Genomic DNA, 26,351 nt, shown 5'->3' with positions numbered 1-26,351 from the left:
AATGGTGGCTTTTTTCTATTTAAAATTTGTAATTATTCAGTAAATCGATATAGTGTGCTTACTCTAATTTTGCAGTGAAACACTATGTCTACAATTGAAGCAAATTTCGATGGCCTTGTTGGTCCAACTCATAATTATGCTGGTTTATCAGAAGGTAATGTTGCGTCTTTAAAAAACGCAGAAGACGTTTCTAACCCTAAACAAGCCGCTCTTCAGGGGTTGTCGAAGATGAAAGCCTTACATGATTTAGGCTTAACGCAAGGGGTTTTAGCTCCGCAAGAAAGACCTGATGTGGAAACACTAAAACGCATTGGTTTTTCAGGCAATGACAGTCAGGTCATTGAACAGGCATTTAAGCAAGCGCCAGGTATTTTGGCCAGTTGTTACTCTGCGTCAAGTATGTGGACAGCCAACGCGGCAACGGTATCGCCGTCAGCTGATTCTGCCGATGGAAAGTTGCATTTCACACCCGCAAATTTAACGAACAAATTCCACCGTTCAATCGAACCTACGGTTACTGGTAATGTTTTAAAAGCAGTCTTTAATAACGATAAACATTTTAGTCACCATTTACATTTGCCTGATAACGAACACTTTGGCGACGAGGGCGCAGCAAATCATACGCGTTTATGTGCTGATTATGGCCAAGAAGGTATCGAAGTATTCACTTATGGCCGTTATGCCTTTAGAAAAGGGATGCCAGGGCCACAGAAATTTCCTGCTCGTCAAACATTTGAGGCATCGCAAGCTGTCGCTCGAATGCATCAACTAACGGATAGTAATACGGTATTTGTTCAGCAAAACCCTGATGTTATCGATCAAGGTGTTTTCCACAATGATGTCATCGCAGTAGGTAACCAAAACGTCTTGTTTTATCACCAGCAAGCATTCCTAAATGAGACGCAGTTTGTTGAAGAAGTGAAGCGTAAAGCAAACTACGACGTTCATTTTGTTAAAGTGTTGAATGACCAAGTGAGTGTACAAGACGCCGTTGATACGTACTTATTCAATACGCAAATCGTTACTTTACCGTCCGGTGAAATGGCGATTATTGCGCCTATGCATTGTCATAACCATACAGGGGTTAAAGCGTATTTAGATGACCTCGTCACTCAAAATACGCCAATCAAACAAGTAAAGTACTTTGACGTTAATGAAAGTATGAAAAATGGCGGTGGACCGGCATGTCTTCGTTTACGCGTCGCGATGAATCAAGACGAGTTAGCTGCGGTAAATCCAAATTGTTTACTCAACGATGATTTGTATAGCAAGTTAACAACTTGGGTAGAAAAACACTATCGTGACCGTATTTCAAGTCAATGTTTAGGCGATCCTCAATTGCTGGTGGAATCTAGAACTGCGTTAGATGAATTAACGCAAATCTTAAACATCGGCAGCGTTTATCCTTTCCAAAAGGCGTAATCGATCATTTATTGCAAGGGGTAATTGCAATATTTGTCTTGCTTTTTAATAGAAGTCTTTTAAGTTTATAAAAGACTTCTATTTCAGCGAGATACCATGTCATCGATCGGTAAACCCATAACCATTCAAGAGCAATCAGCACTCGAAGAAAGTGGTGAAGAAGTGCACCTCAATGATCAACGCACCAAACCAGACAAAATGTCAAAAGCTGAATATGACAAGCAATTACATTTGCTTAATATTGAATTGGTGAAATGGCAACGTTGGGTAAAAGAGCACGGTATTAAAGTTGTGGCATTGTTTGAAGGCCGTGATGCCGCGGGAAAAGGTGGTACGATAAAACGAGTAATCGAACATCTAAATCCAAGAATTTGTAGTGTTGTCGCATTAGAGAAACCCTCAGAAAGAGAGCAAAGCCAATGGTATTTTCAGCGTTACATTCATCACTTGCCAGGTGCTGGTGAAATTGTGTTGTTTGACCGAAGTTGGTACAACAGGGCTGGGGTCGAGCGAGTGATGGGCTTTTGCAACAAAGATCAAGTGATGGAGTTTTTACGCACCGTTTCAACGGTTGAAAACATGATTCAGCGTTCTGGTATTCACTTAATCAAGTTTTGGTTTTCTGTGACTAAGGAAGAGCAAGCGAAGCGGTTCAATAGCAGAGCAACAGATCCATTAAAGCAATGGAAACTAAGTCCTATTGACCAAGTTTGTCAGGAAAAGTGGGATGATTACACAAAAGCAAAAGAGGACATGTTTTATTATACCTCGGTGCCTGATTCTCCATGGGTTGTTGTAAAGTCGAATGATAAAAAAAGCGCACGAATCAACGCCATCAAGTATTTGCTCAACCAATTCAATTATACGGGGAAAAATGACGATGTTATCCATATAGATCGTCGTATTATTCGTACCGTTAAAGACGAGTTATCAAGTTAACCTATACCATGAAAAATCAACGTAAAAAGTCGAAACGCTCGATTCGACAGTTTTTTGAAGAACAGATCAAGATCCTCGACTTTAAACAGTCATGGTGGCAGCGATATAAGCAGCGTGGGAAAAGACGTGAGCAAGTTGATGAGTCGATTGAACTGCTCGTTAACCACACGAATAAACGTATAAAGATTATTGCAAATTATCGTAAAAAGCTCAGAAAGTCAGTTGCCGTGTTAGACAGTTATATTCTCTCGTTGGTCGACCAAGTTATTGATGAGATGGTGTTAACTACTGAGGCTTATCCTCATAGTGCTTTGCTCCAAGCTATGTTTTTTGAAGAAAAGCTCTGTCATCAATTCTTTTCTGTTAATCGTGCTAAGCAAGGAAGTGATGCTCTGCAGCATATTTTTATCGCGACACCCCATTACAAAGAAGTTTTTATGCCAGCGATAGAGGGTGAAACGGTGATCCAAGACGCCCGCAAATTGGTACTTAATTTTAAACACAAACGAATTATTGAATCTTTACCTATAATTGATGGTAACAAGAAAAAATTAAAGTCTAGGTTGTACGAGTTTCTCTTAGACAAATTTGTTGAGCAAATTAAGCAAGAAGTTGAACCGTATATGTCAACAGGTTATAGCGCATTAAAGGAGCAGGGCGCATTAATTAAGCCCATTGCACCCAAAGAGTATTTAAAATCGATCGTGACGCTAATCAAACATCCAGAGCGTCTCTTTTTTGTCTCAAATGTTGCATGCATTACGGACAAGTTTGGTATGGTCGCGCACGAGCTAACGGACTCAAGTTATCGACAATTCAATTATTTTGCCTTTCACAGTAAACATGAGCCCACGATAACACTTTGTGTTGTTAACACGTTTAACAAGGAGGAATAGATGGACGAATTTACCAAGTTATCGATGGCTCTTTCTAAACCTAAGCTCCCAGTTGAAGGCAAGTTACGTGAAATATGTGTTGCACTTCACAAGCTCATCCCACAAGCAAACCGAGTAAGTTTATGGAGCTTGAATCCCGAAAAAGATTCGATTACATGCCACTTACTTATTGATGATGCAGGCAACGTTAGCCATGGATTTAGTCTTGCTAAAGCTGATTTTCCTGAATATTTTGACGCAATAATTAAGCACCAAGTCGTCAATGCGCCAGATGCCCGAAACCATAAAGCGACAGCTTGTTTCAATGAGGTTTACTTTGAGCCAAATGATATTTATTCGCTACTTGATTACATTATTCATCATGATTTCGAACCTGTAGGGATTCTTTGTTGCGAAGTTACTGGTAGTAAGTTTGAATGGCAAGAAAATCAAATTAAATCACTGAAAAGAGTAGCTAATATTTCTTCTATTTTCTTTGCTCAAGAGCTTCAAAATATCGCTTCTTAAAAAAATGACTTGCCATTATTTAGCAAGCTAGCTTACTATGCCAATCAGTCTTGTTACATTTGGGTTACATTTTATTCAAACTGTAATGAGTCGACACCTAACTTTAATGGATGCGCGCCAATTGGGAACCAAGGAGTGGTTTTAAGTAAAGTTTAGGAGCTCCGTTATGGGCTACTCAAAATTTATAAAACACTCTCTAACAGCTGCGACGTTTGCGGCTTCTTTTGGTGTTTCAGCAACACCTAACACGACGATAGACATCATGGTTTTATACTCTGATGGTATCGCAAATCAATATGGCTTAGGCCTTGATTCACGAATTAATCAAATCATAAATGTCTCAAACTCAGTTTTCGAAGACAGTTTGCTTGATGTTGAGTTACGTCTTGTCCACAAACAACAGGTTTCATACGATGATAACGCGCAGCCACAAGCTGTGCTTGAAGATTTAACGTGTGATTTTAACGAGCTTCAAATTCAAGGCAGTTGTTCTCGAGGTAACGCTTTTAGTCAAGTCACCGAATTACGAGCACAATACGGTGCAGACATGGTAGTTATGCTTCGCCCATACAGTAGCAGCCACGGTGGTGTGTGCGGTATTGCTTGGATCGGTGGTTCTAATACTGAAGGTGACTTTAGCCATAGCATTTGGAAAGAAACTGCGATGAGTGTTGTAGGTGTTGATGGTCCTTGTGCTGATTGGGTTACCGCGCATGAATTGGGACATAACATGGGGTTGACGCATTCTGCATATCAAGATAGCCGAGGTGGCACCTTTTCTTGGGCTTGGGGTCACGGCCAAGCCAACGACTTTGCTACGATCATGTCATATGCATGGGTGTATGGTAATCAAACGCGTAAAGTCTATAACTTTTCTACACCTAATTTAGATTGTTACGGCAGCCCTTGTGGTATTGATCGCAATGAAGCTAATGGAGCTGACGCCGTTCATGCCTTAAGTCATACCGCACCTCTTATCGCAAATTATGTTGAAACCGTTGTTGATGAGATTGATGAGGAGGTTCCTGACAATCAACCACCGGTAGATACGACCGATTCGCTTAAGGAAAAGTGGCAACAAGAAAAGGCTAAATTACAGGAATTTAAACAAGTCCGCGCTGAAAAAAAAGAGATTCTGAAACAAGCTAAGGCGGACTTTAAAGCAGCAAATAAAGCTTACAACAGTGCATTTAAAGCGTATGAAAAATCAGTGAAACGCCTAAATCGTCTACTTGAAAAAGCCAACCAAGCTATTGAAAACTACAACGCTAGTGGTGACCTAAGTGCTACAAAACAACAACGTTTATACAATAAAGCGATGAATGCTGTTAATGCATACAACGCACAAGTTGACGTGGTTAATGCTAACGCAGAGGAAGTTAACAACTTAGCACCTGTATTTGAGGCAACTATTGAAAGCTTTAACAATGCTCAAGCAGATTTTGAGCAGGCAAAAGCTAATGTAATTGCTCAAAAAGAAATCGTTAAACAAGCGCGCGATGCCTACATCGCTGCACAGGGTTAATTGGGAGGTATCGACTTACCATGAGTCGAAATATAGGAAAAAATATGAAACCTATTATTATTTTATCTACCATAGCGATTGCAGCGGCGGCATTGATTTATTTGACGATCGATGGCTATCGAGATTTTCAAGCGTTAAAGCGTAAAGATATTGGCGCTGATGACAAAAAGCCGCTAATGGGATTACTGGAAGCGATTGAACCTGAGGAAGAAGCTTCGCTATTAATTGCACAGGAAAATGATCACTTATTAACGCTCAGAAATTTAGATCTTAGTGACGGAGAGTTGATGCAGTCTGCATGGCAGGTGTCGAACAACAATGTCGAAGGTCTTGAACAGCAAATTGCCGTTGAAGAATATAAGACCGTTGAGTTTAATCAAACCATGTATTTGGATATTGGTAAGGGTGATGACATCACGCTTGAGCTACCAACGGGTGAGTCTTTGGTTGTCTCAGTAACGTCTGAACAGTTAAATGATAATGGAGACTTCACTTGGCAAGGCGAAGTGACCCAGGACGGGCAGACATTTCCTGTTGTGATGACACAAGGTGAATTTGGCACCTATGGTTCAATTGCAACAAAAGAAGGCACGTTTACCGTAACAACAACAGCGCAAGGTGTTGGTGTTATTTATAAAAACCCACCATTACCACATACCCATCAAGACGACTTTTTAGAAGTACCTATTCACACTGAATAGGCTTCTCCCCTGACTTTAACCACCGGAGTTTTTATGTACGGCTTTGGTGGTTCTTTTTCTTATCAATAAAGAATATTCGGTTAATTTATAGCGCGCCAAGCCTGCGGATTTAAAAGCATTTAAAAAAAAATTTCAAAAGAAGCCGTTTTTTTTGTTCTTGCACAAGAAATCAGACTTGTGCGCTTTCAGGTGAGCTTGTATAGTGTGGGCTTTTAAAGAAACCGTCAAAAACATTTAGGGTCAAAGCGATATGCGCATTATTTTATTAGGTGCACCAGGTGCAGGCAAGGGCACTCAGGCACAGTTCTTAATGGCTAAATTCGGCATTCCACAAATCTCAACTGGTGACATGCTTCGTGCTGCGATTAAAGCAGGTACAGAGCTTGGCAAGAAAGCCAAAGAAGTAATGGATGCAGGTCAACTGGTATCAGATGAACTGATTATCGGCTTAGTTAAAGAGCGTATTGCGCAAGACGATTGTAAAGCGGGTTTCTTATTAGATGGTTTCCCTCGTACAATTCCACAAGCTGATGCGATGAAAGCAAATGGTATTGATGTCGATCACGTGATTGAATTTGATGTACCAGACGAAGTGATTGTAGAACGTATGGGTGGACGTCGTGTTCACGCTGGCTCAGGTCGTGTTTACCACATCGTGTACAACCCACCAAAAGTTGAAGGTGTTGACGATGAAACTGGTGAAGAATTATCTATTCGCCCTGATGATGAAGAAGCGACAGTACGTAAGCGTTTAGGCATCTACCACGAGCAAACTAAACCATTAGTAGATTACTACCAAGGTGAAGCTCAAGCGGGTAACTGTCAGTACCTTACTGTAGATGGTACACAAGCGGTTGAAAACGTGAGTGCTTTGCTTGCTGAAAAGCTAGCATAAAATAATTTATAGATTAAAGCCCGCTTAAGCGGGCTTTTTTTTTGTCTGTTATTTTGTTGAAAGTTTGATAAGGTAAAATCTTTAGTTCAAATTATAAAAATAATAGAGAGTACTCATGGTAGTTATTGATTTAACAGCATTTTACGCTGCAATTTTAACGCTAGTTTATATTGGATTGGCGGTTCACGTTATTCGTATGCGCTTTAAACATAAGGTTGGTTTAGGCGATTTGGGAAAAATTGAAGTGTTAAAAGCAATTCGTATTCACGGTAATTTTGCTGAATACATTCCTTTAGCACTGCTATTGATGGCGTTCTATGAAGTAAACGGTGGTGATTCAACAATGCTTCATGGTTTTGGTATTGCTTTGATTGTAAGTCGTTTAGCTCATGCAGTTGGTCTAACTAAATCATATAAAACATCATTACCTAGAGCGATAGGGACCTTATTACTATTTGGTGTGTTGATTACACTGAGTGTTTTATTACTGATGCGCTAAATTTAATGGCTGCACCCATTTAACTTTTGGGTGCGGCATATAATAACTTCATTCCTATGTGTTCGATCCCATCTTCTAAATACATTTCAGAACACGTTTCAAAACCATGATTTTGATAAAACCTTTCTAAATACAACTGGGCAGAAATCTTGATGTCCTGCTTAGGGAAGGCTTTATCAGTTGTTTCTAATGCCAGTGAAATAAGTTCATGACCAAGTGCTCGTCCGCGGAACTTTGGCGCGATAATCACACGTCCGATACTGACAAAATCTTGATAGGTTGTCTCTTTAGGTAAAATGCGTAAGTAAGCTGCTATTTCATTATCAATGTACTTGAAGACATGAAGTGTTTCGCAATGGCGATCGAGATCGTCTAAATCAGGATAGTAGCAGGTCTGTTCTACAACAAAGACATCAATTCTTAGTTTTAGAAAGTCATACAGTTCATCAGTGGTTAATTGGTTAAAGTGCTTTACTTGCCAGTTTTCAGACATAAAAAAAATACCTCTAGAAATTCTAAAGGTATTTTTTATTAAAATGGCTTTGCCCGCAACGAAAAATTTGCAACGAATTAACTATGCTTAAGTTCGTACAACTTGCCTGAATACTGCTTTTTACCAAGATAATCTAACATTTCGTTTTTATACGCTTGAATATCTAATTCTGGAAACTCTCGTTCAAGAGTTTCGTTCAATTGAGATCTTTCGAGATATAAGAGATAACCTAATGGTAAATAGCTAGGCTTATAATTGCATTGGTAAATCGTAGCTCTGATTTGAGATGCATTGTAAAAATGCTTTTCACCATAGCGCTTTGCTAATCTATTCGCGAGATTATCGCCATATTTTTTAATATGCCAATATTTAAACATTGCCTTTCCTTAGCTTGTTATTGTTTCAATAGTCATTGAACGGCGCTTATTGTACGGATAATCAGTTAAGGATCAATTAAAAAAGTGTTAAAAGGCAGACTATTTTGCTCTAAGAATTAGGTTGAAATAACCATTTGTTCAGCTTTTTCTAGCCTGCCAATGTTAACTTATTGTTTAGTATGACGTTCTTGTAAAACGGCCATTACTTCTGACAATGCGATGTCTTTGTGTTGAAGTAACACTAAGGTGTGAAAAAATAGATCTGCACATTCGCCCAATAGATCTTCTTTTGTTTCTGCAACCGCTGCTAACGCCACTTCCACACCTTCCTCGCCCACTTTTTGCGCAACCTTGTTTAGCCCTTTAGCCATCAGTTGTGCCGTGTAGCTTTCATCTGGTGAAGCACCTTTTCGTTGTTCAACGACTTGTTCAAGTTGAGAAAGAAAGTTTTGTTGCGTTAACTTCTCTTCAGGAAAACAAGATCTGACGCCCAAGTGACATGCAGGTCCTCTTGGTACTGCACTAATCAAAATTGAATCTTGATCGCAATCAGCGAGTACTTGTTTAACCATCAAAAAGTTATCTGAGGTTTCACCTTTTGTCCATAATCGGTTTTTAGAGCGACTAAAAAATGTCGCCTTGTTTATTTCCAATGTTTTTTGCAACGCCTCTTGGTTCATGTAACCCTGCATTAAAATGGCGCCAGTTGCACTGCATTGAACAATCGCTGGTAACAAGCCATCCATCTTTTCCCAAGCGAGTGTGTCGATATTATCTAACGTGACAATCATTATTGTTCCCTATGGTCTAATCGAGATCTTTTGATTTATTAATGTTTCTTTAAGGTCTTTTATTGCTATAACTTGCTTATGAAAGACACTAGCGGCTAGTGCACCGTCTACATCAGCTAGAGTAAAGACATCGCTAAAGTGTGATATTTCTCCCGCACCACCAGACGCAATAAGTGGAATCGTCGTGATTGCTCGTGCTTTGGCTAACTGTTCAATATCATACCCTTGACGTACACCGTCTTGATTCATGCAGTTCAAGACAATTTCGCCAGCACCACGAGATTGAACTTCTTGAATCCAGTCGAACGTTTGCCACTTTGTTTTCTGGGTACGAGATTCATCCCCTGTAAATTGGTAGACTTGGTATTGTTTAGTCTCTTCATCAAAGTAGCTATCAATACCCACCACAACACATTGTTGTCCGAACTGGTCTGCTAGACGTGTAATAAGTTCAGGATCTAACAAAGCAGGGGAGTTGATACTGATTTTATCGGCGCCCATGTTAAGTATTTGCTGCGCGTCTTCTGCTGTTTTAATACCACCGGCGACACAAAACGGAATATCGATAACTTGTGCTATTTTACTGACCCAGCTTTTATCAACGACACGTTGGTCTGCACTGGCGGTAATGTCATAGAAGACAAGCTCATCTGCACCTTCTTCTGCGTAACGCTGTGCCAATGGTACAATATCGCCAATGATTTCGTGATTTCTAAACTTGACACCTTTAACCACTTTACCGTTTTGAACATCTAAACAAGGTATTATGCGTTTGGCCAGCATGCGATTGCCTCCTCTAGCGTGAACTTACCTTCAAGTAATGATTTACCCAAAATGACGCCGCTCACGCCCGTAGGAATAAGGGCTTTGATATCGTCAAGACTACCAATGCCTCCGGACGCTTGCCATGCGATGTCAGGATATTCTTGGCAAAGTTCACTGTATAACTCAACATTACTACCTGACAAGGTGCCATCTTTTGATATATCAGTGCATAGCACGTGCTTGATACCGGCGTTCTGATATTGAGCAAGCAGGTCTTCTAATACGACACCAGAGTCTTCAATCCACCCATGGGTAGGTAGCGTTTTATTGCCATGTTCATCAATTTTTAAATCGAGTGCGAGTACGATTTTTTCACCACCAAATTTCTGCAACCACTGGCTAACAAGCTCAGGTTGTTTGATGGCAAGAGAGCCAATCACAACACGGTCTGCACCAAGTTCAAGGAGTTGTACAACATCCTCTTCACAGCGCACACCACCACCAACTTGTATGATCATCCCGTCAAAGTTAACCAGAGTTTTTAACGTTTCAAGCTGGCGCTTAGCACTGTCTTTAGCGCCATCCAAATCAACAAAATGCATAACGTTAGCACCCGCATTAAAGTAGGCTTGCTGACGTTCTTGTGGGGTAAATTGGTACTCAGTTTTTTGCCCGTAATCGCCCTGAAAAAGTCGTACGACTTGACCATTAATCAGGTCAATAGCTGGAATCATCATGTTGTTACATTTCCAAAAAGTTTTTAATTATTAAACTGCCGATATCACTTGAACGTTCAGGGTGAAATTGACATCCGATAAAGTTATCTTTAGCAATTGCCGCGCTAAAGCCTTGACCATATTCACAGCTTGCAATGGTGTACTCGCTTATTGGTGCACAATAACTATGGACAAAATAAACATAGGCATCTGATGTTATGCCCTTAAAAATAGGGTGAGCCTTTGGAAAACGTAACGTATTCCAACCCATGTGCGGTAATCGTAAATCGCCCACTTCCATAGCCTTTACTTGCGTTGGAATAACGCCGATACAGTCGATTACTGTATTTTCATTAAGGCCAGCTTCTTCTGATTGACTGCACATTAATTGCATACCTAAGCAAAAGCCAAGTACTGGCTGTTCTAGCGACTGAATAACTTCAACTAAGCCCTTATCACGAATGTTTTTCATTGCATGCTTAGCACTGCCAACACCGGGTAAAATAACTTTGTCTGCTCGTTTTATTTCGTCTGCTTGGTCTGACACTTGGACGTCATATCCAAGACGCTCAACAGCATACCTAACTGAAGATATATTGGCGCAACCCGTATCAACTATAACAATCGCTTGACTCGAAAGAAGGGATGACGCAGTCATTATAAGCTTCCTTTTGAGCTTGGTAGTTCATTACCGTTGACTAAAATTGCCTGACCAAGTGCACGACCAAACACTTTAAATAAGCTTTCTACTTGGTGGTGACAGTTGCCTTCAGTTGTCGATAGGTGGATAGTTGCAGCCATTGAATCAGCAAGGCTGCGGAAAAAGTGCGAAACCATTTGTGTCGACATCGTGCCAACATTGTCGGCGGTAAATTTCGCATCAAACTCGAGCCAAGGACGACCCGATAAATCAAGAGCCGCTTGCGCTAAACACTCATCCATTGGCAAGACAAAACCAAATCTGCCGATACCACGTTTATCACCTAGTGCTTGCTTTAAAGCTTGACCGAGTGCAAGTGCTGTATCTTCGACACTGTGGTGCTCATCAATGTGGTAATCTCCTGTGACATTAACTTGCATAGCAAATCCACCGTGAGTCGCAATTTGTTCAAGCATGTGGTCGAAAAAGCCTAAACCGGTGTTAATGCTTATAGGTGCTTTTTTGTCTAGGTCCACATCGATGGTGATGTCCGTTTCCTTCGTCGTTCTAGTGACGCTACTTTTACGATTGTTTGATAAAAGCTGATCGGCAATCGCCAACCAGTTGTTTTCATTTCGATCATATCGAATACCTACAATCCCCATGTTTTTGGCCAATTGAATATCAGTTTCTCGATCGCCGATAACGTAAGAGTCTTGAAAATTAACTTTGCCTTGTTGCAAGTAATCCGACACTAAGCCAAGTTTAGGCTTACGACAGTTACAATTGTCTTCTTCAAAGTGAGGACACAGTAACACGTCATCAAATACAACGCCTTGCGAGGTAAATAAATCCATCATTTTGTCGTGTGGCAAATCGAAATCTGCTTGTGGGTAACTATCAGTACCTAGGCCGTCTTGGTTTGATACCATGACAAGTCGGTAGCCTTTGGCTTGCAGCTTTAACAGTGTAGGAATAACCATAGGTTCAAAGACAAGTTTCTCAAGTGTGTCTACTTGCTTGTCGCTAACCGGTTCTTCAATGAGTGTTCCGTCTCTGTCGATAAATAAAATGTTTTGCTGTGACATGGTAATTCCTAAACGTTTGTTTGAGCAGGCGCTCTTTGTGTTAATGGTTGATTGAAAGCCTGTTCTAATAGGGTTTTCACTAATGTTAATTCTTTCTCGCTACCAATACTGATGCGTAAGCAGTTGGCAAGCTGTTGTTGTTTTGATTGATCGCGAATTAAAATATTCTGTTCTTTTAACGCGTTAAATATTTCGTCTTTTTCGGTGCATTCAAATAAGATGAAGTTAGCACTACTGTCAAAAACACGAACACACCAAGCTTGTTTTTCAAGCCAATCGCTAAACTCATTTCGCAATGTGTTGGTGATTGCCACTTGTGATTGCATACGTGCAACACCTGCATCGTTGAGTGCCTGACTGGCAATTTCAGCAACAGGTGCTGAAATAGGGTATGGCGCAATCACCTTAGACAGCATGGTAATAATGGTTTCGTTTGCAAGAGTGAAACCACAACGAAGACCTGCCAACGCAAAGGCTTTTGACAAGGTACGTAATACGACTAAGTTGTCATATTCATCAATAATACCTTGCATACTATCTGTTGGTGAAAACTCGATATACGCTTCATCAACGACGACAATGGCATCATTTTTAAATATCTCTAATACCTGTAATAACTGTGCTTTCGGTAGCAAGTTACCGGTTGGGTTGCCAGGCGAACACAGGAATAAAACCTTAGCTTGGCCTTTTTGTTTGGCAATTTCCTCAACATTTAGCAAATTATTTACCAGGGGCACTTCAATGATGCCAACCCCTTGGGCTTGAGCACTGATACCGTACATGCCGTAGGTGGGAGGGCAAATTAGAATGTTATCTTGGTATGCGCGACAAAAGGCTTTGATAACAAGTTCGATTCCTTCGTCTGCACCACGTGTCGCTAATATTTGGCTTGGTGGCAATGCACTGTAGTTGCTGTAACCATTTATCAAGCTATCTGGTTGAAAGTCAGGGTAGCGGTTAATACAACTCGCTTCTACTGAGTAATCACCAGCACCAGGAGCTTCATTAGCATTTAGCCAAATATTGTTGGCGGCGCTATCGTCACCGGAAGCAAATAATCGTCTTGCTGATTGATATGGGACCATATCAACAAGTTCATTGCGAGCAAGGCGATTAATTAAATCAGTTTGTTTGGTCATTGTTATTCCTTACGTCGTCTATGCTTCATTTTCCAAGCGAATTGTTACTGCGCGTTGGTGCGCATCTAACCCTTCAGCATCGGTCAATTCAATCAAGCATGGCGCCAAATTAGCCAGCCCTTGTCTTGTGATTTCTTGCACCGTATAACGACGCGAGAAGTCCGCTAATGACAAGCTACTAACAACTTTTGAGTAGCCATAAGTTGGCAACACATGGTTCGTTCCACTGGCATAATCGCCAGCTGATTCCGGTGTGTAGTCGCCTAAAAATATCGAGCCAGCGTTGCGTAATTTTCCGACTAAGCCATTTGGGTTTTTGGTCTGAACAATTAAGTGCTCCGGTGCATACTGATTTGATACATCAACGGCTTCTGCAATGTTCTCAACCAAAATAAAGCGAGAGTGTTCAAGTGACGCTTGTGCGATTTCTTTGCGAGATAACTGAGCCAGTTGCTCTATTACTTCTTTTTGAACCTGCTCGATGAGGTCGCTATTCGTTGCCACAAGTACAACTTGAGAGTCTACACCGTGCTCGGCTTGCGATAGTAAATCAGCGGCAACAAACGCAGACGTTGCCGTTTCGTCAGCAATGACCATGACTTCTGATGGGCCAGCAGGCATATCAATCGCGAAACCAGGCACTTGTTGAGATAGTTGTTTTTTTGCTTCAGTGACATAACTATTGCCAGGACCAAATACTTTATTAACTGGTTTAATGGTATCTGTGCCCAGTGCCAATGCAGCAATTGCCTGTGCACCGCCCACGGCGTATATTTCGTCGATGCCACATAATTGCGCAGCGGCCAAAACTTCATTTGCAATATTGCCGTTTTGATCCGGTGGCGACACTAACACTTTACGATCACAACCGGCTATTTGTGCTGGCACACCAAGCATTAATACCGTTGATGGTAGTGGAGCCGTGCCTGCTGGAATGTACAAGCCTACACTTTCAATAGCTTCAGATTTCAGCGTGCACACAACGCCAGGGCTCGTTTCTACACGAACATCTTGGAAGGTTTGTGCTTGGTGAAATGCTTTAATTTGGCAATAAGCTTTTTCTAAGGCCGCTAAGCGTTGAGATGATAAGCTATTTACCGCATTTTCAATCTGCTCAGTGGTAATTTGTAAGCTCGCTAATTTCGCACCATCAAATTTTTCCGTCAGTGACAGTAACGTGTTGTCTCCACCTTCAGCAACTTGATCGATAATGCTGGCCACTTGTTCCGATAATACTTTGTTATTAGCGATTGCCGGGCGAAGCAAAAGCTCCGCCTGCGATTGCACTGTTAAATCAGACCAACGAGTTGTGCTTTGCATGTCTTACTCCATCATCTTTTCAATTGGCATGACGAGAATGGAGTTACAGCCTAGTGCCTTTAATGCTTCCATTGTTTCCCAAAAGAAGGTTTCAGTCGCAACAACGTGAACAGCAACTAAGTCATCACGTCCTGCAAGCGGCAGTACTGTCGGTGTTTCTTTGCCCGGCATTAGCTCGCTCACTTGGTCAATTTTGTCTTTAGGCGCGTGCAACATAATGTACTTGCTTTCCTTAGCTTTCATAACGCCTTGCATACGCTGAAGTAATGTGTCGAAAATTTCCTGCTTTTCTCCACTCAATGGCGTCGGATTTTGGATTAATGCTGCCGTAGAGCGGTAAATGACTTCCACTTCTTTTAAACCATTTGCTTCGAGTGTTGCGCCGGTTGATACCAAATCACAAATACCATCGGCTAAACCAACGCGTGGGGCTACTTCAACAGAGCCTTTTAGTAAGCAGAAATCGATATCAATGTTGTTTTCTTGAGCGTAGCGCTTCAACAATTGAGGGTAGGTAGTCGCAAATCTCAAGCCGTTTAATGACTCAATACCTTGGTAGTTAAATTCTTCAGGCATGGCCAGTGACAAACGGCAGCCGCCAAAGTTTAAGCCTTTAGTGCGGATATACTCGCAGTTACTGCCAAGGAGCTTCCTCTCAAGGGCTGCTTCTTCTAAAGTGTTGTCTCCAACAATACCGATGTCACACACACCATCCATAACAAGACCTGGAATATCACTTGAGCGAACGCGCATGATATCGATTGGCATATTCGCTACATGAGCAAGTAAGCGTCTATCTTGGAGATTTAGTTTTAAACCACAGCGTTTTAGTAGAGCTTGCGTATCATCGCTTAAGCGACCTGACTTTTGCATGGCGATTGTTAAGCGTTTTGAACTTGTCATGATATTTCCTTTAATTTATCACTTTTAAAAAATTTGAAACCTAATACGAAAAAACCCCCGAAAGAGATGGACTCTTTCGGGGGTTTTCTAAATATTTGTTTCCCGCTGAAAGGTCCATAGCCCCTCAGCGATTAAACCTGAGCAGCTAACCGTGAAAATGATGGTGATGATGTAAGTTGCTTAGGTTGTACATATTGCTTGAATCTCTTTAACTTTTACTTGTCTATAATAAATATGTATCGTTAATTTTTTATTTTTTTTGGCTAACGATTACTCAATTGCTAATTACAGTATCGAGATTTTTATCGTAACGCAAGCGGTGTTTGTTAATGTTTTATGAAAAAATTCTATAAGTTATGTGCAAAATAGTTCTAAGGTTGTTCGTTATTTGACCGATATAAAGATGTGTTTTTACATTTTTAATTCGTAAGCCAATAAATAATATGCGGTGATTATGGATATTTTTACTACTCAACTTCGACGTGTTGTCCCTGTCAGAATTAAGCCAGAAAAGCTTAAGGTTAAGGCGTTGGCGAAAGATGATAAGGTCGGTAAGCTATCTGAAGAACAAGACCAGAGTATCAAGGACGAAGTTGATATTTATATTCATGCTGAGCGCGATGAATCAGATCAGGAAGAAATACTCGACCAACAAGGCCATCAATCTTCATCAACAGAATCGTCAGAAAAAGACAATCAGCCACACAAAGGAACTAAACTCGATATTTTTGTTTAGCTTGTTATCAATATTTACGTTTATAATGAGCGAAAAATTCTTGTTCAAATTATTCCATGGCACAAGTCGAACACGCTTTTTCGGCATCAGGCGCATTAGCGCAAATCATTCAAGGTTATAACCCAAGACAAGCCCAGATAGATATGGCGCTTGAGGTTGAGCGTGCGATTGCCAATCAAAGTTCATTAGTTGTAGAAGCGGGCACAGGTACAGGTAAAACATTTGCTTATCTAGTGCCAGCGTTACTTAGTGATAAAAAGGTTATCGTTTCCACAGGGACTAAAAATCTCCAAGAACAGCTATTTCACAAAGATTTGCCGTTAATCCGTAAAGCCCTTAAATATGGGGGTCAAGTTGCGTTGCTAAAAGGCCGAGCAAACTATTTGTGTTTACAACGTCTCGATCAGTTTTCGCAAAGCCGTGGTCAACTCGATGCACAGGGCCTCCAAGATCTTGTTAAAGTAAAAACATGGTCAACAGCAACCATTAGTGGTGATATTGGTGAACTGGTAGATGTGGCAGAAGATTCTGCGATATTCCCACTCATCACATCGACGGTTGATAATTGCTTGGCAAAAGACTGCCCGTTTATTAAAGATTGTCATTTGGTAAAAGCCAGGCAACAAGCGATTGACGCTGATGTTATTGTCGTCAATCATCATTTGTTTTTTGCCGATATGGCGTTAAAAGACACTGGCTTTGGTGAGTTAATTCCAAAAGCTGAAGTTGTCGTCTTTGATGAAGCACACCAGATCCCAGATATTGCTAGCGAATATTTTGGTGATGCGTTTTCTACGCGTCAAATTCATGAACTTTGCAGTGACGTAATCGCCCAATTTAAAACAGCGTTAACGGATGTTAAGCAATTAGGAAAAGCCGCCGAAAAGCTGGATAAAACAGCACAAGAATTTCGCTTGTTGTTTGCTTATGATCCAGAGCGGGGGAATTGGCGAGAAAAAGCTGCGTTATCCCAATTTAATGCGCAATACCAAGCGATTAAAGATGATTTAGATTTCTTGTATCAAGTGCTGAAGCTATGTGTTGGCAGAACGGAAGAGATTGATCATTGTTTCGAGCGAGCGGTGACGCTTCTGCAAAAGCATGATTTGATGGCCAATACCGACAGTTTTGGTATTAGTTTTTGGTATGAAACGACACGTAGGCATGTCGTGTTACACCAAACGCCGTTATCGGTCGCCGACAAATTTAGTGAATATGTCGATCAATCGCACGCAGGATGGATTTTTACTTCAGCGACGTTAGCCGTAGATGGTCATTTTGACCATTTCAACGATCAATTAGGTATTAAGGCACAGTCATTATTTTTGGATAGTCCCTTTAATTATTTGGAACAGTCTCAATTGTTGGTGCCTAGGTACCTGCCTAGCGCTAATCATCCTAATCGCGCAAAAAAATTAGCAGACCTTGCAACAAAATTGATTGATGCAAGTGACGGAGCATGCTTTATGCTTTTCACGAGTTACCGAATGATGAATATGGTAGCTGAAATATTGAGTGAACAAATTGACAATGAATTACTTGTTCAAGGGCAAATGAGCAAGCGTAAAATCTTAGATAATTTTATTGAATCCCAAGATGCCGTGTTATTGGCTACCGCGAGTTTTTGGGAAGGGGTCGATGTGCGAGGCGATAAACTTACCTGCGTGATTATCGATAAACTGCCATTTGCATCGCCCGATGATCCTCTACTGCAGGCTCGCAGTGAAGACGTAAAGCGCCAAAATGGTGACCCTTTTGCTCAAATCCAAATGCCACAAGCGGTTATTGCTTTGAAGCAGGGAGTAGGGCGACTCATTCGAGATGTGAATGATAAAGGTGTCTTAGTTATTTGTGACGATCGCATTGTTAATCGACCTTACGGTGAAGTTTTTGTAAAATCTCTTCCTAATATGCGACGCACCCGAAATTTAGAAAACGCGATTGCGTTTTTAAACATGATTAAAGAAGACGAGAGTTAATGAACTTTTTAGCTATTGATGCTTCAACCGAAGCTTGTTCTGTTGCTTTATCTTTTGATGGCAATATTTACGAAAAATTTGAATTATGTCCTCAATCACATTCATTGCTGCTATTGCCAATGATTGATGAGGTATTAAAAGAAGCTAGTATCAAACTGAATCAATTGGATGGGATTATTTTTGGTCGCGGACCCGGCAGTTTTACGGGTGTTCGAATTGGTATTGGTGTGACTCAGGGCCTTGCGTTCTCTGCTGATTTAAAAGTCTACGGTGTTTCAACCTTGCAGGCGATGGCACAGCAAGCGTTTGAAGAGCAAGGCGAAGCGAATGTGCTTGCTGGTATTGATGCGAGAATGGCAGAAATTTATTTAGCGCAGTTTAAAGCGGACGAACAAGGCATCATGCAAATGATAGCAGACGAAGTTGTCATTAAACCGGCGCTGGCAAAGGATCATTTAGCGCTAGAAAGAGTTGCGCATACTGTGGGTACCGCTTGGCAAGCGTATGAGGCTGAACTGAATGAATTACGATCAAACCAAGGCGAGCCTAAGGTACTGTTTCCACATGCGAAATACATGTTGAAAATAGGCCAAAAAGCGTTTGAAGCAGGCCTGTCGGTGTCAGCTGAAGCTGCGCAACCTGTTTATGTGCGTGATACGGTTTCTTGGAAAAAATTACCTGGAAGGGAATAACTAGTAAGAGAAACTCAGCAATAGAATTTGTAGCTTGTTGTTAAGTCTGCTAAATTGATCTTATGCAAATAAATTCACCAACTAATACCTTTGCCACAGGGCAGGCGGTTAATGCGACTCAAAGTGTCTCTCGAGACCAAGTTCGTATCGAACGCGCACGTGAGCAAGAAGTAGAAACCAGCTCGCGCCCAGCTCAACGTCTTGACGTTGACGAACAAGCGTTGGCGGTTGTTGATGAACAGCGTCAACAGCAGGCTGAACAACAAAATTTTCAGCAAGCTATTGTCCTTTCAAATGATGAAGGCGGCAACAACACGACACGTGAGCAAGTCAGCAATAGTAACCTAACAGCTGTCTCGACCTATCAAGGCGTAGAAAACTTGCAACAACGTAGCAATATCGAACAGCTCTTTGGTGTTGATCTCTACGCGTAATGCCGTCTAGCAGTCAATCACTCTTTACTAAATATCAATTCTACTGGCTTTTGTTAGCAGCCATCATCATTCGTCAAATTCCTATTGTATCCTTGCCATTTAATTGGCTTGAAAGCTTCTTTCATGAGTTGAGTCATGGGGTTGCTGCGATCGTTACTGGCGGACGAATAATAAAAATAGAATTGTTTCCTAATGGTGCTGGCTTGTGCACCACACAAGGGGGCATCCGGTTTTTCGTGACAGTGATGGGGTATTTAGGCGCGACCTTGTTTGGTATTGCATTATATCAGTTAGCCGGACAAACAATTACCCGTGCCAAATTCGTTTATGGTTTTTTGATTGGTTTGTTATCAATCACGCTCGTGTTGTGGACGCGCGATGTGCTCACCGCAATAATATTATTGTCATTAATCGGCTTATTGGTTGTTAAATGGCGGTTTAAAAACATGTATTCACTGAACATATTGTTGAAATTCACCGGAATCATTGTTCTATTAAATAGTGTTTATTCACCATTGTATTTGATTGATGGACGTCATATGGGGGACGGAGCAACACTAGCGTCGCTGACGTTTATCCCTGAAATTGTGTGGGTTATTGCATGGACCGCATGTGGTATCTGCGCGCTGTTTTATTTAGCTAAGCGCAAAAATTAGTGGTAAATAGTTATTGTAATGTTTGATATCAAAATCCCTTTAAGCCAGTTGAATATCGCGGCTATATCTAATCACCAGTCTTTTGAGTCAAATAAACCAAAAGTTATCTTTTTACATGGTTGGCTTGATAATGCAGCAAGCTTCACTGACGTATTGCCTGCATTTAATGATTATCACGTAATCGCAATTGATTGGCCAGGCCATGGTATGTCTGATCATAAAAGCAAAGGTGCGTATTATCACTTTGTTGATTGGGTGGATGATTTATATCAAGTACTCAAGGTCACAGGGTGGGATAAGGTGCATTTAGTCGGCCACTCTATGGGGGGCATGATAGCGACCGCGTTCTCGGCCGCGTTTCCTGAGCTTGTTCATACTTTGTCGGTAATCGATGCATTTGGCATCATTAGTGATGACGAGAAAAATACCACCAAACAAATTAAAGAAGGTATCGAAAGCCGCTTTAAACAGCAGAATAAATCCACTAAGTATCATCCTGATTTAGCGTCCGCAGTAAAGGCAAGGTTAGCAGTATCTGACTTTTCTATTAAAGAGGCTAAACTGATAGTGGAGCGCGGGGTAGAGCAGACTGAAAATGGCGTTGTTTGGAGAACAGATAGCCGATTACGAAACGTCTCACCTTATCGATTTACTTTTGGGCAAGCTAAACAGTTGATGAGTGATGTTCAAGTACCCATGCTATTAATTTATGGTGATAAAGGTATGGCTTTTGTGAGTAAAATGCTTGAAAAATTTAAGCCATTAGTACCACAGCTTGAAGCCATAAAGTTAGTTGGTGGGCATCATGTTCACATGGAGCAACCGGATAAGACAGCAAGTTATATATTGTCCTTTATTTCAGCAAAGTAACGTATTTTATTAACAAAGTACTGGGCTTTTACCTCAAAATGTGAAATTATGCGCAACTTTAGAGTAAAAACTCAGTTTAGAAATTTAAGTGCTCAGCTATAAAAATCAAAGTAAAAAATCAATAAATGAGCCCAACGAGTCGTATTAACAGGAGGAAGAAGTGGATAAAATTTGGCTAGAGAAGAGTTACCCGCCTGGTGTACCCCACGATATCAATCCAGATAAATATTCATCACTTGTTGAAATGTTTAACAAGTACGTTGGCATCTACGCCAATCGAACGGCATTCATCAATATGGGTGCGGAAATCTCTTATCAAGAACTAGAAGAACAAGCAAAAGCATTCGCGGCATACCTTCAGCAAGACCTTGGTTTAGTAAAAGGCGATCGTTTTGCGATTATGGTGCCAAATACCTTGCAGTACCCAATTGCTTTGTTTGGCGCATTGCTTGCTGGTTTAACGGTAGTAAACGTTAACCCGTTATACACTGCTCGTGAGCTTAAGCATCAATTAAATGATTCTGGCGCGAAAGCGATGTTAATCATTGAGAACTTTGCTGCAACGTTGGAAGAAGTGATTTCCGATACGCCTGTTGAACACGTTATCCTGACATCGTTAGGTGACCGTTTAGGCTTTGTTAAAGGTAGCATCGTAAACATGGTAGTTAAACATGTTAAGAAGATGGTTCCTGCATTTCACTTGCCTAACACTATTCGCTTTAACAGTGTGATTAAAGCCGGTTCGAAAATGTCTTATACGCCAGTGGAATTAGACGGTGATGACTTAGCATTCTTGCAATATACCGGTGGCACAACAGGTGTATCAAAAGGCGCGATGTTAACGCACCGCAATATGGTCGCTAACCTTGAACAAGCAAAGGCGATGATCAAAGAAATGCTGCTTGAAGGCGAAGAGCTCGTAGTGACAGCATTACCGCTTTACCATATCTTTGCTTTAACGGCGAACTGTCTTACGTTCATGACAATTGGTGGCACTAACCTGTTAATCACTAACCCACGTGATATGCCAGCTTTTGTTAAAGAATTGGTCAAATACCCATTTACTGCATTAACGGGCGTAAATACCTTATTTAATGGCTTACTTAACACACCAGGCTTTAGTGATATTGATTTTAGTCGATTAAAATTAGCACTAGGTGGTGGTATGGCGGTTCAAAAAGCCGTTGCAGATCGTTGGCAGCAGGTAACTAAAACGCGTTTACTTGAAGGATATGGTTTAACCGAGTGTTCTCCAATGGTATCAATGAGCCCATATGATCAAGACGGATATAACGGCACAATTGGCGTACCAGCACCGTCAACTAACATTAAAATTATGTTAGAAAATGGTGAAGAAGCGCCAATGGGTGAACCAGGAGAAATGTGGGTTCATGGGCCACAAGTGATGAAAGGCTATTACAATCGTGAAGAAGCGACTAACGAAATCTTAAAAGATGGTTGGTTGGCAACGGGTGATATTGCTAAATGTCACGAAAACGGCCACTTTTCAATTGTTGATCGTAAGAAAGATATGATTATCGTATCTGGATTCAATGTATTCCCTAATGAAATTGAAGATGTGATTGTAATGCACCCCGCAGTGGTTGAAGCTGCCGCTATCGGTATTCCACATGAAGTGAGCGGTGAAATTGTTAAAGTGTTTGTTGTTGTTAACGACAAGAACGTGACAGAACTGGAATTGATTAATCACTGTCGTGACAATTTAACAAATTACAAGGTACCTAAACTGATTGAGTTTAAGGACGAGTTACCAAAAACAAATGTTGGTAAGATTCTTCGTCGAGAACTACGTTAGTTCAACATTGACACAAAAAAGCCACTCAATTGAGTGGCTTTTTTATTGGCGAATATTCGGTTTTATTGCGCGTTGATACGCTGGCCATTGACGTCGATACTGTCATCAGACATTAAGTAAACGTATAGTGGCATAATATCTTTTGGTGTCGCAATCGTATCTTTATCTTCTGCTGGATAAGCACTGTTGCGCATTGGTGTATTGGTTGCACCAGGGTTAATAGCATTACAACGTAAATTCGACTCGTCGTACTCATCAGCAATGACTTGCATCATGCCTTCTGTTGCGAACTTAGAAATACTGTATGCCCCCCAAAATGCACGGCCTTTGTTACCAACACCCGATGACGTAAAGGCAAGTGAGGCGTGCTTAGCTAACTTAAATGCTGGTAGTAACGCTTGTGCCAGTAAAAACTGTGCCGTTACGTTAACCTGCATCACGTCATTCCAGATTTGCTCATGAATGGTTTCAAATGGTGTTAGTTCGCCTAAGATTGAAGCGTTGAGTAGGGCACCGTCTAAACGGCCAAATTGGCCAACGATTGTTGATGCCATATCTTGGTAGTTCTTCTTTGTTGCGCCCTTGAGGTCAAGCGGGATAATTGCAGGTTCTGGAGAGCCTTGAGCAACAATTTCATCGTACACGTTTTCTAATTTTTCAACGGTTTTGCCTAATAAAATAACGGTAGCACCTAGGCTTGCATAAGTAAGAGCGGCTTGCTTACCGATGCCATCACCAGCACCTGTCACTAGGATAATTTTGTCTTGTAAGCTGTTTTCTTTGATTTGGTAATCGAACATAAATAACTGATCAACGATGAATAAAAAGAATATTTTAAACGTAAAGGTGGGCGCTGACGAGACAAAATTGATTAAATTAACGACTTATCGGCAAAATGTTGTCAAATGATAAAAAAATCGCTAGCAGATTCCTAAATCTTAAGGTAATGTTAACTGGTCTAACTTGTTCGTTTTTACTTATTTCAAACAACAATATACTAAGTAAAGTGGAGTTCAAGTTAATTACAACAGTAATAAAAAAGACTAGTCCTTGGGGAGATATAATGAAAAAGCTAGTTCTTAGTTTAGCAGTTACTAGTGCACTCGGTTTAGCCGGTTGTGGTGGTGATGAGACTATTTCGAGAGTTCAAGAAAATTTAGATGACAACGGTACTACCGTTTTACCAGCCTCGCGTGTTGTGTTTGACCCTTCAAATGGTGTCTTATCAATTCCAAATGACCTTCTCTTTAGTGGTACAACGGACGGTACGTTAAATATACCCGTTGCTGACCCTACAGACTTCGCAGATCCTTCTGTAGCGATTAGTGCCCTTGACGGTTGGTCAACAGTTAACCCTTTCACAATCGCGATTGATTTCCAAGCTGGTGTTAGCTTAAACGCTGACAGTGTTACACCATCGGCTGTACGTGTATTTGAAACAGTGATGGGCGGCCCAGTACAAAACCCAGGTTTTGAAGATTGTGCTGCTGTACCTCAAGGTGCTGCGTGTACTGTTGTAGGTGAACTGCAATACGGCGTTGACTTTATTTCACAAGCAAGTGGCAATGCTGTTGCCATTGTTCCGCTTAAGCCGTTAAAAGCAAAAACAAGTTACGTTGTTGCATTAACTAACGAGTTAACTGATACCAACGGCAACGCTGTTCAAGGTTCAACAACATACGAATTAGTGAAGCAAGATATTGCAACTAAGCCGTTAGGTAGCCAAGCTCAACGCGACCTTCAAGGTGTTGTTAACAGTTATGAAGCAGCAATTGGTCAAGCCGGTGCTGATACTGAGAACGTTATTTACACAATGGCGATGACTACACAGTCTACTGTTGATGTATTAGGCTCATTAAAGTCTTTAATGGCTCAGCAGTTTGCAACAGAAGCTGCAATGATGGTTCCGCCGTCGTTATCAATTACTAACGTGATGGATACAACATTATCAGTTGCTGATGTGTTGGCAGGTCAGATTCCAGCTGAAGCGGTACCTTTATACAGCTCAGCAAACTTATATACTGCAACGATTAACTTACCATACTATTTAGGCACGCCGTCTGCGGAAAACCCAATGGCGCCAGTGACTGATATGTGGACTGCGTTATGTGATTCAGGCGCGATGTTAGCTGGTCTTGCAGCACAAAACCCTGCGGCTATCCCAGCAGATCCAGTTGATGCGGTAGATGCTCAGTGTATGGCTATCTCACAGGCGAGTGGATTACCTGCACCAGGTTTACGTAACTTAGGTATTGATACTGAACGTAACTTAACGAAGTTCAACCCAGTACCAGCACCGACAAGCGTTCAAACTGTTGCAATCCAAATGACGACACCAGACCTTGCTGTTGCAAACGCTGTTCGTGGAAGTCTAGGGTTACCAGCATTAGAAATGCCAGCTGCAGGTTGGCCAGTAGCTATCTTGCAACACGGTATCACGTCTAAGAAAGAAGACATGTTAGCGATTACGGGCGCATTATCTATCCAAGGTATTGCGACGGTTGCAATTAACCATCCTCTTCACGGTGACCCAGCATTAGGTGGTAGTCGTGGTTTTGATGTAAACCCATTAGTTCCAGGCGATGAAATCAATGCCACTACTGTGTCTGCAACACACTACATGAACTTGGCAAGCCTATTAACAACACGTGATAACTTACGTCAATCAGTTGTTGATACACTTGGTTTACGTTTAGGTCTTAACACGTTACCAGGCTTAATTGATGGCTCTAACGTGTCTTACCTTGGTCACTCATTAGGTGCGATTACAGGTACAAACTTTACGGCACTTGCAAATTCGCCGTTAGATCCTCAAATCGACCCGTTATTTGCGATTAATGCTTCTTCACTAGCAATGCCTGGTGCAGCGGTAGCAAACTTCTTATTAGAATCACCGTCATTTAGCGGATTAATCAAAGCAAGCTTAACGTTGAACTTATCAGAAGATTTTGCGGCATTAGTTGCTGCAACATACCCAACGGGTCCTTCTGAAGCTGAATTAGTCGGTATTTACACGCAGTTCTACAGCGCGTTAACACCTGCACAGCAAGCTGAATTGAACGCTGGCTTTGCTCAGTTCACCTTCGCAGCACAAACTGTGACTGATGCTGGTGACCCTGCAAACTATGCTGGTATCTTAGCGGCGACGCAAACACCGATTCATTTAATTGAAGTTGTGGGTGACGGTATGGACAACTTATCAGACCAAGTTATTCCTAACCGTGTTTCTACAACGCCAATTGGTGGTACAGAAGGCTTAATTGCATTACTTGGCTTATCAAATGCAGGTGACAATATCACTGCATTACCAATCGGTGGTCAGGGTGTTATTGGTTCAACTGCGGTTCGCTTTACTGAGGGTTCACACTCATCAGTATTGAGCCCAGCAGCAAGCCCAGCAGCTACCTCTGAAATGCAAACACAAGTATCAACGTTCTTTGCAACGTTAGGCGCGATGTTACAAGTAACGAATACTGACGTGATTCAATAATCCAAAGTAAACGTTACAAATAGATAAGTCAAAAAGCCCTCTTTATAGAGGGCTTTTTTTAT

At 41.3% G+C, this 26,351-nt stretch carries 27 protein-coding genes and 1 other annotated feature; of the genes, 16 read left to right on the top strand and 11 right to left on the bottom strand.

Features of this window, described 5'->3' with window-relative positions:
* Window positions 1-84: 84 nt before the first annotated feature.
* The 8 genes from astB to QQK05_RS16625 all read left to right on the top strand — a co-directional run bounded on the left by astB (window position 85) and on the right by QQK05_RS16625 (window position 7,384).
* Complete coding sequence (gene astB, locus QQK05_RS16660; RefSeq protein WP_284300710.1) at window positions 85-1,422, top strand: N-succinylarginine dihydrolase; 1,338 nt, start codon at window positions 85-87, stop codon at window positions 1,420-1,422.
* 96 nt (window positions 1,423-1,518) lie between these two features.
* Complete coding sequence (gene ppk2 / locus QQK05_RS16655; protein WP_284300708.1) at window positions 1,519-2,361, top strand: polyphosphate kinase 2; 843 nt, start codon at window positions 1,519-1,521, stop codon at window positions 2,359-2,361.
* Between the two features lie 8 nt (window positions 2,362-2,369).
* Window positions 2,370-3,257: a hypothetical protein gene (locus QQK05_RS16650; RefSeq protein ID WP_284300705.1), complete on the top strand. Its 888-nt coding sequence runs from the start codon at window positions 2,370-2,372 to the stop codon at window positions 3,255-3,257.
* On the top strand, window positions 3,258-3,764 hold the full coding sequence (locus tag QQK05_RS16645; RefSeq protein WP_284300704.1) for a GAF domain-containing protein: 507 nt from the start codon (window positions 3,258-3,260) through the stop codon (window positions 3,762-3,764). It abuts the gene before it with no gap.
* Between the two features lie 166 nt (window positions 3,765-3,930).
* A complete protein-coding gene (locus tag QQK05_RS16640) occupies window positions 3,931-5,289 on the top strand; it encodes a M12 family metallo-peptidase (protein ID WP_284300701.1) in 1,359 nt (452 codons plus the stop codon).
* A 44-nt stretch (window positions 5,290-5,333) separates the two neighbouring features.
* Entirely contained in the window at window positions 5,334-5,990 is a 657-nt protein-coding gene (locus tag QQK05_RS16635; RefSeq protein ID WP_284300699.1) for a hypothetical protein, read from the top strand.
* A 250-nt stretch (window positions 5,991-6,240) separates the two neighbouring features.
* Window positions 6,241-6,885: an adenylate kinase gene (gene adk / locus QQK05_RS16630; RefSeq protein WP_284300697.1), complete on the top strand. Its 645-nt coding sequence runs from the start codon at window positions 6,241-6,243 to the stop codon at window positions 6,883-6,885.
* Window positions 6,886-7,000: 115 nt separating this feature from the next.
* On the top strand, window positions 7,001-7,384 hold the full coding sequence (locus QQK05_RS16625) for an MAPEG family protein (RefSeq protein ID WP_284300695.1): 384 nt from the start codon (window positions 7,001-7,003) through the stop codon (window positions 7,382-7,384).
* 19 nt (window positions 7,385-7,403) lie between these two features.
* Here the strand turns inward: QQK05_RS16625 and QQK05_RS16620 are convergent, their stop codons facing one another.
* The 10 genes from QQK05_RS16620 to hisG form a co-directional block, all read right to left on the bottom strand.
* On the bottom strand, window positions 7,404-7,877 hold the full coding sequence (locus QQK05_RS16620; protein ID WP_284300693.1) for a GNAT family N-acetyltransferase: 474 nt from the start codon (window positions 7,875-7,877) through the stop codon (window positions 7,404-7,406).
* 77 nt (window positions 7,878-7,954) lie between these two features.
* Entirely contained in the window at window positions 7,955-8,254 is a 300-nt protein-coding gene (locus QQK05_RS16615; protein ID WP_284300691.1) for a DUF6559 family protein, read from the bottom strand.
* A gap of 167 nt (window positions 8,255-8,421) precedes the next feature.
* Complete coding sequence (gene hisIE, locus QQK05_RS16610; protein WP_284300689.1) at window positions 8,422-9,045, bottom strand: bifunctional phosphoribosyl-AMP cyclohydrolase/phosphoribosyl-ATP diphosphatase HisIE; 624 nt, start codon at window positions 9,043-9,045, stop codon at window positions 8,422-8,424.
* Window positions 9,046-9,054: 9 nt separating this feature from the next.
* Window positions 9,055-9,828 carry an imidazole glycerol phosphate synthase subunit HisF gene (hisF, locus tag QQK05_RS16605; RefSeq protein WP_284300687.1) on the bottom strand — a complete coding sequence of 258 codons (774 nt, stop codon included), beginning with the start codon at window positions 9,826-9,828 and terminating at the stop codon, window positions 9,055-9,057.
* Window positions 9,810-10,547 carry a 1-(5-phosphoribosyl)-5-[(5-phosphoribosylamino)methylideneamino]imidazole-4-carboxamide isomerase gene (gene hisA / locus QQK05_RS16600; RefSeq protein ID WP_284300685.1) on the bottom strand — a complete coding sequence of 246 codons (738 nt, stop codon included), beginning with the start codon at window positions 10,545-10,547 and terminating at the stop codon, window positions 9,810-9,812. Before hisA ends, hisF begins: the two co-directional genes overlap by 19 nt.
* Window positions 10,548-10,551: 4 nt before the next feature.
* Entirely contained in the window at window positions 10,552-11,184 is a 633-nt protein-coding gene (gene hisH, locus QQK05_RS16595; RefSeq protein ID WP_407704904.1) for an imidazole glycerol phosphate synthase subunit HisH, read from the bottom strand.
* The gene (gene hisB / locus QQK05_RS16590) at window positions 11,184-12,254 is read right to left on the bottom strand and encodes a bifunctional histidinol-phosphatase/imidazoleglycerol-phosphate dehydratase HisB (RefSeq protein ID WP_284300682.1); all 1,071 of its coding nucleotides are present in this window, start codon (window positions 12,252-12,254) and stop codon (window positions 11,184-11,186) included. Before hisB ends, hisH begins: the two co-directional genes overlap by 1 nt.
* A gap of 8 nt (window positions 12,255-12,262) precedes the next feature.
* On the bottom strand, window positions 12,263-13,393 hold the full coding sequence (gene hisC / locus QQK05_RS16585) for a histidinol-phosphate transaminase (RefSeq protein ID WP_284300680.1): 1,131 nt from the start codon (window positions 13,391-13,393) through the stop codon (window positions 12,263-12,265).
* Between the two features lie 18 nt (window positions 13,394-13,411).
* Window positions 13,412-14,713: a histidinol dehydrogenase gene (gene hisD, locus QQK05_RS16580; protein WP_284300679.1), complete on the bottom strand. Its 1,302-nt coding sequence runs from the start codon at window positions 14,711-14,713 to the stop codon at window positions 13,412-13,414.
* 3 nt (window positions 14,714-14,716) lie between these two features.
* Window positions 14,717-15,616 (bottom strand): ATP phosphoribosyltransferase, encoded by a 900-nt coding sequence (gene hisG / locus QQK05_RS16575; RefSeq protein WP_284300677.1) that lies wholly within the window; start codon window positions 15,614-15,616, stop codon window positions 14,717-14,719.
* A gap of 45 nt (window positions 15,617-15,661) precedes the next feature.
* Window positions 15,662-15,789 (bottom strand) — a sequence feature (His leader region).
* Between the two features lie 281 nt (window positions 15,790-16,070).
* Between hisG and QQK05_RS16570 the strand changes: the two genes are divergently transcribed.
* From QQK05_RS16570 to fadD, 7 genes are all read left to right on the top strand, one after another.
* The gene (locus QQK05_RS16570) at window positions 16,071-16,352 is read left to right on the top strand and encodes a hypothetical protein (RefSeq protein ID WP_284300675.1); all 282 of its coding nucleotides are present in this window, start codon (window positions 16,071-16,073) and stop codon (window positions 16,350-16,352) included.
* Between the two features lie 56 nt (window positions 16,353-16,408).
* Complete coding sequence (locus tag QQK05_RS16565) at window positions 16,409-18,331, top strand: ATP-dependent DNA helicase (RefSeq protein WP_284300673.1); 1,923 nt, start codon at window positions 16,409-16,411, stop codon at window positions 18,329-18,331.
* Window positions 18,331-19,023 (top strand): tRNA (adenosine(37)-N6)-threonylcarbamoyltransferase complex dimerization subunit type 1 TsaB, encoded by a 693-nt coding sequence (gene tsaB / locus QQK05_RS16560; protein WP_284300671.1) that lies wholly within the window; start codon window positions 18,331-18,333, stop codon window positions 19,021-19,023. Before QQK05_RS16565 ends, tsaB begins: the two co-directional genes overlap by 1 nt.
* 62 nt (window positions 19,024-19,085) lie before the next feature.
* Window positions 19,086-19,457, top strand: coding sequence for a hypothetical protein (locus QQK05_RS16555; protein WP_284300669.1), 372 nt, complete (start codon window positions 19,086-19,088; stop codon window positions 19,455-19,457).
* Entirely contained in the window at window positions 19,457-20,113 is a 657-nt protein-coding gene (locus QQK05_RS16550; protein ID WP_284300667.1) for a M50 family metallopeptidase, read from the top strand. The genes QQK05_RS16555 and QQK05_RS16550 overlap by 1 nt, the downstream gene beginning before the upstream one ends.
* A gap of 18 nt (window positions 20,114-20,131) precedes the next feature.
* Window positions 20,132-20,983 (top strand): alpha/beta fold hydrolase, encoded by an 852-nt coding sequence (locus tag QQK05_RS16545; RefSeq protein ID WP_284300665.1) that lies wholly within the window; start codon window positions 20,132-20,134, stop codon window positions 20,981-20,983.
* 160 nt (window positions 20,984-21,143) lie between these two features.
* A complete protein-coding gene (gene fadD, locus QQK05_RS16540) occupies window positions 21,144-22,799 on the top strand; it encodes a long-chain-fatty-acid--CoA ligase FadD (RefSeq protein ID WP_284300662.1) in 1,656 nt (551 codons plus the stop codon).
* Between the two features lie 62 nt (window positions 22,800-22,861).
* On the opposite strand, the gene QQK05_RS16535 is transcribed toward fadD, so the two are convergent.
* Window positions 22,862-23,599 (bottom strand): YciK family oxidoreductase, encoded by a 738-nt coding sequence (locus tag QQK05_RS16535; RefSeq protein WP_284300660.1) that lies wholly within the window; start codon window positions 23,597-23,599, stop codon window positions 22,862-22,864.
* Between the two features lie 263 nt (window positions 23,600-23,862).
* Here QQK05_RS16535 and QQK05_RS16530 point away from each other — a divergent pair, with 263 nt between their 5' ends.
* Entirely contained in the window at window positions 23,863-26,289 is a 2,427-nt protein-coding gene (locus tag QQK05_RS16530) for a VolA/Pla-1 family phospholipase (RefSeq protein ID WP_284300658.1), read from the top strand.
* Window positions 26,290-26,351 lie beyond the last annotated feature (62 nt).

The organism is Thalassotalea loyana (assembly GCF_030161435.1).
Classification (GTDB): Bacteria; Pseudomonadota; Gammaproteobacteria; order Enterobacterales; family Alteromonadaceae; genus Thalassotalea_G; species Thalassotalea_G loyana.
This window is presented reverse-complemented; position numbering and strand designations above follow the sequence as displayed.